Source organism: Ensifer sp. 1H6, from assembly GCF_001976035.1.
Lineage (GTDB): Bacteria > Pseudomonadota > Alphaproteobacteria > Rhizobiales > Rhizobiaceae > Ensifer > Ensifer canadensis.
Map to the genome: position 1 here is coordinate 65708 of NZ_MOAI01000012.1, position 13426 is coordinate 79133.

A 13426-nucleotide genomic window follows, 5' to 3' on the forward strand; every position below is an offset into this window, starting at 1 on the left:
GGACGACGGATGAACACCACGGCAGACCTGATCGAAACCGAATACCGGCTCGGCGCACACAACTATAAACCGCTCGACGTTGTGCTTTCACGCGGCGAAGGCGTCTATGTCTGGGACATGGAAGGCAACCGCTACCTCGACTGCCTGTCGGCCTATTCCGCCGTCAACCAGGGCCACTGCCACCCGAAGATCTTCCAGGCGATGATGGAGCAGGCGCAGAAGCTGACGCTCACCTCCCGCGCCTTCCGCAACGACCAGCTGGCGCATTTCTATGAAGAGATCGCAGCACTCACCGGTTCGCACAAGGTGCTGCCGATGAACTCGGGCGCAGAAGCCGTCGAGACCGCCGTCAAGGCGGTGCGCAAGTGGGGCTACGAGGTCAAGGGTGTCGCGGAAAACAAAGCGGAGATCATCGTCTGCTCCAACAATTTCCATGGCCGCACGATGGGCATCGTCGGCTTCTCGACCGATCCGGACGCCCGCACCGGCTTCGGCCCGTTTGCGCCGGGCTTCAAGGTCGTCCCCTTCGGCGACATCGACGCCTTCCGCGCCGCGATCAACGAGAACACCGTCGCCTTCCTGGTCGAACCGATCCAGGGCGAAGCAGGTGTTCTGGTTCCCACCTCCGGCTATTTCCCGGCAGTGCGCGAGCTTTGCACCAAACACGGCATCACGCTGATCCTGGACGAGATTCAGACCGGCCTCGGCCGCACCGGCAAGCTGCTGGCTGAAGAACACGAGGGCATCGAAGCCGATGTGACGCTGATCGGCAAGGCGCTTTCGGGTGGTTTCTACCCGGTCTCGGCCGTGCTTTCGAACTCGGAAGTGCTCGGCGTGCTTAAGCCCGGCCAGCACGGCTCGACCTTCGGCGGCAATCCGCTTGCCTGTGCCATCGCCCGCGCGGCGCTGAGGGCCCTGACCGAGGAAGGCATGATCGAGAACTCGGCGCGCATGGGCGACCGCTTCCAGAAGGGCCTGACCGACATCCGTTCGAACATCATCAAGGAAGTTCGCGGCCGCGGACTGATGCTGGCGGTCGAGCTGGTGCCGGAAGCCGGTGGCGCCCGCAAATATTGCGAAGCGCTGAAGCAGCTCGGGATCCTTGCCAAGGACACCCATGGCGACACGATCCGCATCGCGCCGCCGCTGGTGATCACCGCCGAACAGGTCGATTGGGCGGTGGAACAGTTCGCCAAGGTTCTCGCTTCCGCTTGATCCCCTGACATTCTTTGTGTTCCATTGCGCCCCGGCTTCGACCGGGCGCAATGTCTTACTACCAACCTGCGCCGATACTGGCCTATTGCGCCGGAGCGATTTTGGTTTCCGGCAAGGAGAAAACCGGAACCGGACCCAGCGTCCGGTCAGGATCGACGCAGGCTGGAGGCCAATATCGGCACAGGTTGGTATTAGCACTTGCAAAAGCAAGTCTTAACGAATCCCGGCCTATAGTCCCTTCCCAAAGCGCAAAGCGGTTCCTCCGCGCATGATGCAGCTGCGCCCCGCCGGATGTCGTCGGCGGACTTTTGAAAACTCTCCCCATCGGCTCAATGGCCGCGCCAGCCGCGACCGCACCGCACGGAGATGTAACGAGTTTGGCGGTGTCGCGCGCCTTAAGGCGTCGACCGGAAAGCTGGAAGGACCTTCGATGACAAGCACACTCAGGACGGCTGGTTTCGACGGCGAGACGCTGGAAATCATCGCGTTCCGCCTCCACGATCAGGAATTCTGCGTCAAGACCACCACGATCCGCGAGATCCGCGGCTGGGCCCCCTCGACCCCCATTCCGCATTCGCCATCCGAGGTCATCGGCGTGATGAACCTGCGCGGCACCGTGATCCCGATCATCGACCTTGCCCACAAGCTCGGCATGAAATCGACCACGGCCAATGAGCGCAGCGCCATCGTCGTCGCCGAAGTGCACAACATGGTGATCGGTCTCGTCGTCGACCGTGTCTCCGACATCCTCACGGTCCAGGGCAACCAGGTGCAACCGGTTCCCGAAGTCACCGCATCCTTCGACAAGAGCTTTGCCGAAGGCATCATCGCCAACGAGAACGGCATGATCTGCTTCCTCAACCTCGCTCGCATGTTCAAGGAACGCGAAGTCGAGGAAATGGCCGCCTAAACAACAGATTCTGCGTCGCATCAAGGCCCGCTTTGCCCTGGGCAAGGCGGCCTTTTTGCGTTCGGGCGGCGTGGCCCCGTGGCGCCACCCATGATTCGTAAACGATGAGTTGCTAATTCAACCTAGAAACAGCATACGAGTTTTCACAACTAAAATTTGATGTTTGCTATTTTAACAGCTGCTTAATAAGCCTGCCACTAATCTAGATTGTATAAGCAAGACGTCATGGGCATGAACGCCCACGAGTTCGAACTCCCCCCTCGAAGCACGAAAACGCTGACCCCGTTTGGGCCGGCGACGACGGACCAGACAATTTTCGGCAAGCCGGCATTTGTCCTTGCCCCGGAGTCTGCGCCGCTCTTGGCCCCGCACGCCCTGTCGACAGCACAAGCAACAATGATCCGGCTTTCCGGTTTGAAACAACAAGAACCAAACCAGAGGGTAATCATGTTCTCTTTCGGGCAGAGTCTGGATTCACGCCAGATCGTCGCCGCGCTTTCAAAGTCGCAGGCCATGATCCAGTTCGATCTCACGGGAAAAATTTTGACGGCCAACGAAAACTTCTGCCAGGCACTTGGCTACAACCTGCAGGAGATCGTCGGCCAGCACCACCGCATGTTCTGCGCGCCGGATTATGTCCAGACCCAGGAATATCGCGACTTCTGGGCGCGGCTCGGACGCGGCGAGTTTGACGCCAATGCCTACAAGCGCGTTGCCAAGGGCGGCCGCGAAATCTGGATCCAGGCGACCTACAATCCGGTGTTTCACAACGGCAAGCCCTACAAGGTCGTAAAATTCGCAAGCGACATCACAGCGGCCAAGATCAAGGCCAACGAGGATGGCGGCAAACTCGATGCCATATCGAGATCGCAGGCGGTGATCGAATTCACCCCCGGGGGCGAAATCCTCATGGCCAACGAGAACTTCTGCAACGCACTCGGTTACAGCCTTCAGGAAATTCAGGGCAGGCATCACAGCATGTTCTGCGAACCCAGCTATGTGCGCGGCACTGAGTATGCCGAATTCTGGAAGAAGCTGGCCGCCGGCGAGTTCATCTCCAACGAGTTTGTCCGTTACGGCAAGGCCGGCAAGGAGATCTGGATCCAGGCGGCCTATAATCCGATCCGCGATCCGAGCGGCAAGGTCTACAAGGTCGTCAAGTTCGCGACCGACGTCAGCGAGCGCATGGGCGCAATCAAGGCGCTCGGCCTCGGCCTGCAGGCGCTTGCCGAGGGCGACCTCACTCACAGCTTGCCGACACCCTTCGTTCCCAGCATGGAAACGGTGCGTACCGATTTCAATGGCGCGATCGATCGGCTTTGTCGGGCGATGCAGACTGTTGGCGACAATGCCAACGCCATCGCTTCCGGCGCCCGCGAGATCCGCTCGGCCGCCGACGATCTTTCCAAACGCACGGAGCAGCAGGCGGCCTCTGTGGAGGAAACCGCAGCCGCCCTCGACGAGATCACCACGACAGTCGTCGATTCCAGCCGTCGCGCCGAAGAAGCGGGCGGACTGGTCGCCAAGACCAAGGCGGGCGCCGAACGCTCCGGCAACGTCGTCAAGAACGCGATCGGAGCGATGGATCAGATCGAGCAATCGTCACGCGAGATCTCCAACATCATCGGCGTCATCGACGACATCGCCTTCCAGACCAACCTCCTGGCGCTCAATGCCGGCGTCGAGGCGGCACGTGCCGGTGAAGCCGGCAAGGGCTTTGCTGTCGTCGCCCAGGAAGTGCGCGAACTCGCCCAGCGCTCGGCCCAGGCCGCCAAGGAGATCAAGGCGCTGATCACCGCCTCCAGCGACCACGTCAAGAACGGCGTATCGCTTGTCGGACAGACGGGGGCGGCGCTCGAGGAAATTCTGGTCCAGGTCCAGGAGATCAATCTCAACGTTTCGGCCATTGTCGAGGCCGCACGCGAGCAGTCGACGGGGTTGAAGGAGATCAACCAGGCGGTCAATTCGATGGATCAGGCAACCCAGCAGAATGCAGCGATGGTCGAGGAAAGCACGGCCGCAAGCCACAACATGTCGCGGGAAGCCGAAGCCCTCCACGCCCTGCTACGCCAGTTCCGCATCGGCCAGGACACGGCGCCGTTCGAGATGCAGCGTCACGCCGAGGAACGACAGCAGGCAACACGACTGAACGCCACCGCCCGCGCCATGCGCGGCGGACAAAGACAAGCGCTCGCCGGCGCACCATTGAACGACGGATGGCAGAATTTCTGAGCGCAATCCCTGCACCCCGCGCTCAGGAATGAGGGAAGGTGGCGACCGGTCGCCGCCTTCCCTAAAAACTCTATGGGATCGCGCCATCGCCGCATGGCGAGTACCGATCGACAGCCGCTCTCCAGTGTTCGACATCGTCAGGCGGTTCCGCAAACAAGCTGACAATCAAGATCCTCAGGCCGCTTCCGGGCGCTTGATCTTCGACGCCGCTTCAAGCACCAACGGGCTCAGACCCTCGCCGCCGCCATCGATATGCCGGAACAGCTGTCGCCGCATGCGCGGCTCCCAGAACTTGTTGATATGCGTCGCAACGCCCTCAGCGGCTTCGTCCTGCGGCTGGCTCTTGAAGAAGGTGGCGATCTGGTTCGCCATGTAGATCAGCTTGGCATTGGTGTCATGCGACATCGGCGACGGCTCCGGACTTGATGCGTTCGGCATGGGTGAAGATTTCGAATTCGTCGCCGCGCACCAGCGCGATCAACGTCATGCCCGCCGCTTGCGCCGTGCGGATCGCCAGCGCCGTCGGCGCCGAGATCGCGATGATGACTGGGCTGCCGACGACAGCGGTCTTCTGCACCATCTCGACAGAAACGCGGCTGGTAACGATGACGGCGCCGTCGCAGCCGCGGAAGCCGGCACGCGCTGCCGCGCCGACGAGCTTGTCCAGCGCATTGTGACGGCCGACGTCCTCGCGCACCGCGATCAATCCCTTGCCCGGCACATAGAATGCGGCGCCGTGCACGGCGCGCGTTTCGAAATGCAGCGGCTGCTGACCGTTGAGCAGCGCGACCGCCTTGACCACGTCTTCCTGCGACAGACGAAGCGTCGATGCCGAAACGTCGGGCGTCGGCCGCACCGCCTGCTCGATCGATTCGATGCCGCAGAGACCGCAGCCGACAGGGCCGGCCATATGGCGGCGGCGCAGGCGCAGCATGTCGTTCTGCTTGTCCTTGAGCGTGATCTGCAGGTCGATGCCGAGGTTGCCGGCAACCTCGTCGGCCATCGCCTCGACCGCTTCGATCTGGCCGGGCTCGGTGATGATACCCTCGGTCAGGCTGAAGCCGACGGCGAAGTCCTCGAGGTTCCCGGGGGTGGCCATCATCACCGCATGGGTCGAACCGCCAAAGGTGAAGGCCACCGGCGTCTCCTCCGGGACCACACGGGACCCGTCCCGCAAGGCCCCATTGCGACGGGCGGCTTCCGGCACGGTCTTCGACATCTGGAATTTCGGCATTGATGGCCCGGACATGGAGGCTACTCCGCAGCCTCCAGCTTGCCGGCGATCCGGCGTGACTGCCGCGCCTGCTCGTCATAATCCTGCTGCCAGTCCGACGGCCCGTTGGACGGCATCACCTGAACCGCCGTCACCTTGTATTCCGGGCAATTGGTCGCCCAGTCGGAGAAGTCGGTGGTGATGACGTTTGCCTGCGTCGTCGGGTGGTGGAAGGTGGTGTAGACGACACCGGGTGCCACCCGATCGGTGATCTGCGAGCGCAAGGTCGTCTCGCCGGCGCGGCTGGCAAGCCTGATCCAGTCGCCATCGCGGATGCCCCGTTGCTCGGCGTCGTGCGGGTGGATTTCCAGCCGGTCCTCCGCATGCCAGACGACATTGTCGGTGCGCCGCGTCTGGGCGCCGACATTATACTGGCTGAGAATGCGGCCGGTGGTCAGAAGCAGCGGGAAGCGCGGACCGGTGCGCTCGTCCGTCGCGACATATTCGGTGCGGATGAATTTGCCCTTGCCGCGTACGAAGCCGTCGACATGCATGATCGGCGAGCCCTCCGGGTGTTTCTCATTGCAGGGCCACTGCACGGAACCCATCTTGTCCAGATAGTCGTAGGAGACGAGCGCAAAGCTCGGCGTCGTCGCGGCGATCTCGTCCATGATTTCGGAGGGGTGGCGATAGCTCCAGTTGAGACCCATGGCCTGCGCCAGCTTCTGCGTCACTTCCCAGTCGGCATAGCCGTTCTTCGGCGTCATCACCTTGCGCACGCGGTTGATGCGGCGCTCGGCATTGGTGAAGGTGCCGTCCTTCTCGAGGAAGGTCGAGCCCGGCAGGAACACATGAGCGTAGTTGGCCGTCTCGTTGAGGAAGAGGTCGTGCACGACGACGCACTCCATCGCCGCAAGGCCGGCGGCCACATGCTTGGTATCCGGGTCGGACTGCAGGATGTCCTCGCCCTGGATGTAGATGCCCTTGAAGGTGCCGTCGACCGCGGCGTCGAGCATGTTCGGGATGCGCAGACCCGGCTCGTTGGAAATCTCGACACCCCAGAGCTTCTCGAAGGTCTCGCGCGTTGCATCGTCGGAGACGTGGCGGTAACCCGGCAGCTCGTGCGGGAACGAGCCCATGTCGCAGGAGCCCTGTACATTGTTCTGGCCGCGCAGCGGGTTAACGCCGACGCCCGGCCGGCCGATATTGCCGGTGACCATCGCGAGGTTGGCGATCGCCATGACGGTGGTCGAGCCCTGGCTGTGTTCGGTGACGCCGAGGCCGTAATAGATCGCGCCGTTGCCGCCGGTGGCATAGAGCCGTGCCGCCCCACGCACCAGTTCGGCAGGGACGCCGGTATAGGCCTCGGTCGCTTCCGGGCTGTGATAGGGCTCAGCGACGAAGGCTGCCCAGTCCTCATATTCCGACCAGTCGCAGCGTTCGCGGATGAAGGCCTCGTTGGCGAGGCCCTCCGTAACGATGACATGCGCCAGCGACGTCAGAATGGCAACGTTGGTGCCGGGCTGCAGAGGCAGGTGATAGGATGCTTCGATATGCGGCGAGCGCACGATATCGGTGCGGCGCGGATCGATGACGATCAGCTTTGCGCCCTCACGCAAACGCTTCTTCAGCCGCGAAGCAAAGACTGGATGGCCGTCCGTCGGGTTGGCGCCGATGATCACCGCAACGTCGGTGAACTCGACCGAATCGAAGTTCTGCGTGCCGGCCGAGGTGCCGAAGGCCTGGCCGAGGCCGTAGCCGGTCGGCGAGTGGCAGACGCGGGCGCAGGTGTCGACATTGTTGTTGCCGAAACCGGCGCGCACCAGCTTCTGCACCAGATAGGTCTCTTCGTTGGTGCAGCGCGACGAGGTGATGCCGCCGACCGAATCGCGGCCATACTGATACTGGATGCGCCGGAACTCCGCGGCCACATGCGCATAGGCCTGCTCCCAGGTCACTTCGCGCCAGGGATCGGAGATCTTTTCGCGGATCATCGGGTTGAGGATGCGATCCCCATGGTTCGAGTAGCCATAGGCAAACCGGCCCTTGACGCAGGAATGGCCGCGGTTCGCCTGGCCGTCCTTCCACGGCACCATGCGCACCAGTTCCTCGCCGCGCATCTCCGCCTTGAACGAGCAGCCGACGCCGCAATAGGCGCAGGTGGTGACGACGGAATGCTCCGGCTGGCCGATCTCAATCACCGACTTTTCCGTCAGCGTCGCCGTCGGGCAGGCCTGGACGCAGGCGCCGCAGGAGACGCATTCCGACGACATGAAGTCTTCGGCCATGCCTGCGGAAACGCGGCTGTCGAAACCACGGCCGCCGATCGTCAGCGCGAACGTGCCCTGCACTTCCTCGCAGGCGCGCACGCAGCGCGAGCAGACGATGCATTTCGCCGGATCAAAGGTGAAGTAGGGGTTGGATTCGTCCTTCGGCTGCCATTTGGCGTTGATGCCGCCGTTGTTGCGCGCCTTGACGTGATTGTCACCCTCATAGCCATAGCGAACATCGCGAAGGCCGACTGCGCCGGCCATGTCCTGCAGCTCGCAGTCGCCATTGGCGGCACAGGTCAGACAGTCGAGCGGATGGTCGGAAATATAGAGTTCCATCACCCCGCGGCGAACGTCCTTCAGCCGCGGCGTCTGGGTCGACACTTCGAGCCCCGGCGCCACTGGCGTGGTGCAGGAGGCGGGCATGCCGGCCCGGCCCTTGATCTCGACGAGACAGAGCCGGCACGACCCGAAGGCGTCCATCATGTCGGAGGCGCAGAGCTTCGGCACCTCGATGCCGGCATCCATCGCCGCCCGCATGATCGACGTGCCCTCGGGCACCGTCACCTCACGGCCGTCGATAGTCAGCGTCACCATGGTTTCGGAGCGGGAGGCCGGCGTTCCATAGTCGATTTCATGAATGAGAGACATGGTCTTCCTCCTCACTCCGCCGCTTCGACAAGCGGAGCCGGTTTAAAATCATCCGGAAAATGCGTCATGGCGCTGACGACGGGATAGGGCGTGAACCCGCCGAGCGCGCAGAGCGAGCCGAACTTCATGGTGTTGCAGAGATCGGAGAGCAATTCGCGGTTCTTCTCCGGCTCGATGCCGGCGGCGATCTTGTCGGCCACCTCGACGCCGCGGGTCGAGCCGATGCGACAGGGCGTGCACTTCCCGCAGCTCTCGATGGCGCAGAATTCCATGGCGAAACGCGCCTGTTTCAGCATGTCGGCGGTATCGTCGAAGACGACGATGCCGGCATGGCCGATCAAACCGTCCCTTGCGGCAAAGGCTTCATAGTCGAACGGCGTGTCGAACAGCGCGCGCGGGAAATAGGCGCCGAGCGGGCCGCCCACCTGCACCGCCTTGACCGGACGGCCGCTCGCCGTGCCGCCGCCGATATGATCGATGATCTCGCCGAGCGCCAGGCCGAAGGCGGTTTCGAATAGGCCGGGATGCTTGACGTTGCCAGCGATCTGGATCGGGATCGTGCCGCGCGAACGGCCCATGCCGAAGTCGCGGTAGAAGACAGCACCCTTGTCCATGATGACAGGAACGGAGGCGAGCGAGATGACGTTGTTGATGACGGTCGGACAGTCGAACAGGCCCTTGTGTGCCGGCAACGGCGGCTTGGCGCGCACGATGCCGCGCTTGCCCTCGAGGCTGTTCAGGAGCGCCGTTTCCTCGCCGCAGACATAGGCGCCGGCGCCGGTGCGCACCTCCATGTCGAACGCCCGGCCGGAGCCGAGCACCGATGGCCCGAGCACGCCAGCGGCACGCGCGATCTCGATCGCCTTAGCCATCGTCGCGATCGCATGCGGATATTCGGACCTCGTGTAGATGAAGCCCTTGGTCGCACCGGTCGCGAGCCCTGATATCGCCATGCCTTCGATCAGCACGAAGGGATCGCCCTCCATGATCATCCGGTCGGCAAAGGTGCCGCTGTCGCCCTCGTCGGCGTTGCAGACGATGTATTTGCGTGCGCCAGCGGCTTCGAGCACGGTCTTCCACTTGATCCCGGTCGGAAAGCCGGCGCCGCCGCGACCGCGAAGACCACTGTCGGTCACCTGGGCAACGATTGCCATCGGCTCCATGGCGATGGCGTTCTCAAGTCCGCGAAGACCGCCATGCGAGCGGTAATCGTCGAGCGACAGCGGATCGATGACGCCACAGCGCGCAAACGTCAGCCGTGTCTGCTGCTTCAGGAACGGAATATCCTCGGTCTTCCCGAGACAGAGCGCGTGATCGCCGCCGGCAACAAGCCCGGCATCAAGCAGAGAGACAACATCACGGGCCTTCACCGGCCCATAGGCGACGCGCCCCTCCGAGGTTTCCACCTCGACCAGCGGCTCCAGCCAGTGCAGTCCGCGCGAACCGTTGCGCACAATGGCAACGTCGAGGCCGCGCGCGGCGACCGCGTCCTCCATCGCCTTTGCAACCTTGTCGGCGCCCAGCGCCAATGCTGCGGCATCACGGGGAATGTAGATCTTTGTTGTCATCGGCGCGCCTCCGCGACGAGAGCTTCGAGATCGTCGGCATCGACCCGGGCATGCACCTCTCCGTCGAGCATCGCGGAGGGTGCGCAGGAACAGAGCCCGAGACAGTAGACCGGCTCGAGCGTCACCGCGCCGTCGGGTGTCGTCTCGTGGAAGTCGATGCCGAGCAGGTGCTTGGCGCGTTCCGCAAGCGCATCGCCGCCCATCGACTGGCAGGCTTCGGCGCGACAGAGCTTCAACACATGACGACCGGCCGGGTGCTCGCGAAAATCGTGATAGAAGGAAAAGACGCCGTAGACTTCGGCGCGCGACAGGTTGAGCTCCCGCGCGATGACAGGCAGACAGTCCTGCGGCACATATCCGAACTCGTGCTGGATCTCATGCAGGATCGGCAGCAGCGGCCCTTCGAGCCCCTTCAGTTCCTCGACGATCGCAAGCGTGCGTCCGGGCACATCGCCACGCGGCTGGTGAATATTCACTCAGGAGCCCTCCCGGCTCGCGGCTGCAGCGCCCCTTGTACGGACCTCGCCCAGCTCGAATTGGCATCTTCTGGGAAGGCCGTTTCCTCCACGCCCTTGCCCAAGAGTGAAAAGCTTCGCCCTTCTGGCCGGAAGGGTCAATAAGGCTGTTTCGTTGATTGATAGAAAAAATCTATTGAACCTGATTTCGTTCGCCGAGAATGCGCGCTTCGTGCAAAAGCGCCGATACCAGCGGCGTGAATGGTTCACGATGGGTCGCAACCAGGCCAACGGTGTGGCGGGCATCCGGTTCGACGATCGGAATCATCTTGATATCATCGTGAAAGCCGAATGATTTCGCGACGTTAAACGGCATGATGCTCGCCCAGCGACCGGTGCGCACATGGGAGAAAAGCACGATCATCGAGTTTGATTCGAGCGTCGGCTCAGCGACGACGCCGGCCTCGGAAAGATGCTGGTTGACGATGCGGCGGTTCTGCATATCGGCGGTCAATAGACAAAGCCGAACGTTGCTAACCTCCTTCCACGTCACGGTTTCGCGATCGGAAAGCGGCGTTCCGGTGGCCGTCACGAGGTGATATCGCTCGATCTGCAGCGGAACGCTGGTCACGCGCCCGAGCGGCTCGTTCTCCAGATAGGTCAGTCCGGCATCGATCTCGAGGTTTTCGAGCAGCGCCAGGATCTGCAACGAGGTGGTCGACAGCACCGAGAACGTCACATCCGGATGCTTCTCCTGAAACGGCGCGGTGATCATCGGCACCATGGCAAGCGTCGTCGGGATCGCCGCCAGCCTGATATGCCCGGAGAGCCCCTTGCGCGCCGCGCGCATTTCCTCGCGCATCGTGCGGGCATCGCCGACGATGCGCCGCGCCCATTCCAGCACCCGCTGCCCCTCCGGGGTCAGCCCCTGAAAACGCGAACCGCGGCTGACGAGCATGACGCCGAGCTGTTCTTCCAGCTGGCGGATTGCCGCCGACAACGTCGGTTGCGTCACGCCGCATTCAAGCGCCGCCCGGCCGAAGTGCCTTTCGCGAGCGAGCACCAGGAACATTTCCAGCTTGTCGATCATCACACGTGTCTCAAGCGATCAACTGGCCGCCGTTGACCTCCAGCACTTGGCCCGTGATGTAGCCGGCAAGCGCATGGGAGGCGAGGAAGAGATAGGCCGGCGCGCAGTCTTCGGCGGTTCCGAGCCTGCCGATCGGGATTGTCTTGCGCGTTGCCTCCAGTTTCTCCGGCGACGAGTAACGCTCGTGAAACTCTGTCGTGATGGTGCCGGGCGAAACGCAATTGACCCTTATGCCTTCCGGGGCCAGTTCGCGCGCCAGCGCCTTGGAATAGGTGGAGACGAACGCCTTGGTTGCCGAATAGATCGAGGAGCCGGCGCTGCCGCCGGTCAGCGCCGAAATCGACACGGTGTTGACGATCGCCGGATGCGTGCCTTTGCGAAGAAGCGGCAACATGGCGCGTGTCATCTCGACCACCGAGGTCTGGTTGAGCTGAACGACGGTGCGATACTGTTCGTCCGTCAGTTCCGCCGCCGGAAAGCGGCCAACCATCGTGCCGGCATTGTTGACAAGGATATCGACGCTGTCGAATCGGCTGCGGATCGCCTCCGCCAAAGCCTCGACGCCGCCATCCGCCAGGAAGTCGGCTGCAGCCACATGCGCCCGGCCCTCGGTCGCTGCCGTCTCCAGAAAATCCGGCAGTTCCCCGACCGATCGCCCGGCATGCACGAAGACACGCGCGCCGCAATCGAGGAACTGGCGCGCCACCTCAAGGCCGATGCCGCGTCCGCCACCGGTCACCACCACATTCATGCCCTTGAACAAGGCCGGATGAAACATGTCTTTTCCCTCTTCCCGTCATTGCCAAAGTCGCCTATCGCCGAGGCGATTGCAACGCGCGCAATCGACATAGCCGACGACGAAAGCAGATTCGCGACAAACGCCGATTTCTGAAATTGCACAGCTTTCGTTTTTGCATATTATGAAAAAAAACGAAAACGGGAGGTTTCGGAATGTATCTGACGGGGCGGCAGGCGGAAATCCTGGAACTGGCGAAGAACGAAGGACGCGTGCTCGTCGAGGAGCTGGCGCAGCGCTTTTCGGTGACGCCGCAAACCATCCGCAAGGACCTGAACGACCTCTGCGACGCCAAGATCCTGAACCGGATTCACGGCGGCGCGATCTTCCCGAGCGGCAAGGAAAACGTCAAATACGATGCCCGCCGCCAGATCGCCGCACCGGAGAAGCAGGCGATCGGCAGGGCGGCCGCCGCCCTCATCCCCGACAACGCCTCGCTGTTCATCAACATCGGCACGACGACGGAAGCGGTCGGCGAAGCACTTCTCGACCACAAGGAATTGATGGTCATCACCAACAATATCAACGTCGCCAACCACTTGCGCGTCTTTCCCTCGATCGAGGTGGTTATCACCGGCGGCGTCGTTCGCGGCTCCGACGGCGGTATCGTCGGCGAGGCTGCGGTCGATTTCATCAAGCAGTTCAAGGTCGACTTCGCCGTCATCGGCGCCTCGGCCATCGACCATGACGGCGCGCTGCTCGATTTCGATTTTCGCGAAGTGAAAGTCGCCCAGGCGATCATCGCCAATGCCCGCCATGTCATCCTCGTTTCCGACTCGACAAAATTCGAAAGAACGGCCCCGGTCCGCATCGGCCATATCTCCCAGGTTCAGACCTTCATCACCGATCGCTGTCTCATTGATAACGTGCGGAAAATCTGCGCAGAGCAGGACGTTCGCCTGATCGAAACCGAGGCTTGAAGATCGTTTTTTAGACTGTCCTGAGATTCGAACAACATTCGTTTGACATTCGATATCTTTTCGCTTTAACTGATTTCGCTTTCGCGACTGCATCAATTTGTGCATT

11 protein-coding genes are annotated in these 13426 nt (G+C 62.4%); 4 read left to right on the top strand and 7 right to left on the bottom strand.

The features are described from left to right. Positions 1 to 9: 9 nt before the first annotated feature. From rocD to BKP54_RS15870, 3 genes are all read left to right on the top strand, one after another. Positions 10 to 1215: an ornithine--oxo-acid transaminase gene (rocD, locus tag BKP54_RS15860; protein ID WP_025425029.1), complete on the top strand. Its 1206-nt coding sequence runs from the start codon at positions 10 to 12 to the stop codon at positions 1213 to 1215. Between the two features lie 430 nt (positions 1216 to 1645). After that, positions 1646 to 2125, top strand: coding sequence for a chemotaxis protein CheW (locus tag BKP54_RS15865; protein ID WP_057226435.1), 480 nt, complete (start codon positions 1646 to 1648; stop codon positions 2123 to 2125). Positions 2126 to 2572: 447 nt separating this feature from the next. Further along, positions 2573 to 4357: a PAS domain-containing methyl-accepting chemotaxis protein gene (locus BKP54_RS15870; RefSeq protein WP_025425031.1), complete on the top strand. Its 1785-nt coding sequence runs from the start codon at positions 2573 to 2575 to the stop codon at positions 4355 to 4357. A gap of 174 nt (positions 4358 to 4531) precedes the next feature. Here BKP54_RS15870 and BKP54_RS15875 read toward each other — a convergent pair whose 3' ends face one another. From BKP54_RS15875 to BKP54_RS15905, 7 genes are all read right to left on the bottom strand, one after another. Next, on the bottom strand, positions 4532 to 4762 hold the full coding sequence (locus BKP54_RS15875) for a formate dehydrogenase subunit delta (RefSeq protein ID WP_025425032.1): 231 nt from the start codon (positions 4760 to 4762) through the stop codon (positions 4532 to 4534). Then, positions 4752 to 5576, bottom strand: a complete 825-nt coding sequence (gene fdhD / locus BKP54_RS15880) for a formate dehydrogenase accessory sulfurtransferase FdhD (RefSeq protein ID WP_225906371.1) — start codon at positions 5574 to 5576, stop codon at positions 4752 to 4754. Before fdhD ends, BKP54_RS15875 begins: the two co-directional genes overlap by 11 nt. A 35-nt stretch (positions 5577 to 5611) precedes the next feature. After that, positions 5612 to 8491: a formate dehydrogenase subunit alpha gene (gene fdhF / locus BKP54_RS15885; protein ID WP_057210827.1), complete on the bottom strand. Its 2880-nt coding sequence runs from the start codon at positions 8489 to 8491 to the stop codon at positions 5612 to 5614. Positions 8492 to 8502: 11 nt separating this feature from the next. Further along, on the bottom strand, positions 8503 to 10059 hold the full coding sequence (locus tag BKP54_RS15890) for an NADH-quinone oxidoreductase subunit NuoF (protein WP_057221777.1): 1557 nt from the start codon (positions 10057 to 10059) through the stop codon (positions 8503 to 8505). Further along, positions 10056 to 10535 carry a formate dehydrogenase subunit gamma gene (locus BKP54_RS15895; RefSeq protein WP_025425036.1) on the bottom strand — a complete coding sequence of 160 codons (480 nt, stop codon included), beginning with the start codon at positions 10533 to 10535 and terminating at the stop codon, positions 10056 to 10058. The genes BKP54_RS15890 and BKP54_RS15895 overlap by 4 nt, the downstream gene beginning before the upstream one ends. A gap of 172 nt (positions 10536 to 10707) precedes the next feature. Then, a complete protein-coding gene (locus tag BKP54_RS15900; protein ID WP_025425037.1) occupies positions 10708 to 11604 on the bottom strand; it encodes a LysR family transcriptional regulator in 897 nt (298 codons plus the stop codon). A 10-nt stretch (positions 11605 to 11614) separates the two neighbouring features. After that, positions 11615 to 12382 carry an SDR family oxidoreductase gene (locus BKP54_RS15905; protein ID WP_025425038.1) on the bottom strand — a complete coding sequence of 256 codons (768 nt, stop codon included), beginning with the start codon at positions 12380 to 12382 and terminating at the stop codon, positions 11615 to 11617. A 173-nt stretch (positions 12383 to 12555) separates the two neighbouring features. Between BKP54_RS15905 and BKP54_RS15910 the strand changes: the two genes are divergently transcribed. Beyond that, a complete protein-coding gene (locus BKP54_RS15910; protein WP_025425039.1) occupies positions 12556 to 13320 on the top strand; it encodes a DeoR/GlpR family DNA-binding transcription regulator in 765 nt (254 codons plus the stop codon). The last annotated feature ends 106 nt before the right edge of the window (positions 13321 to 13426 follow it).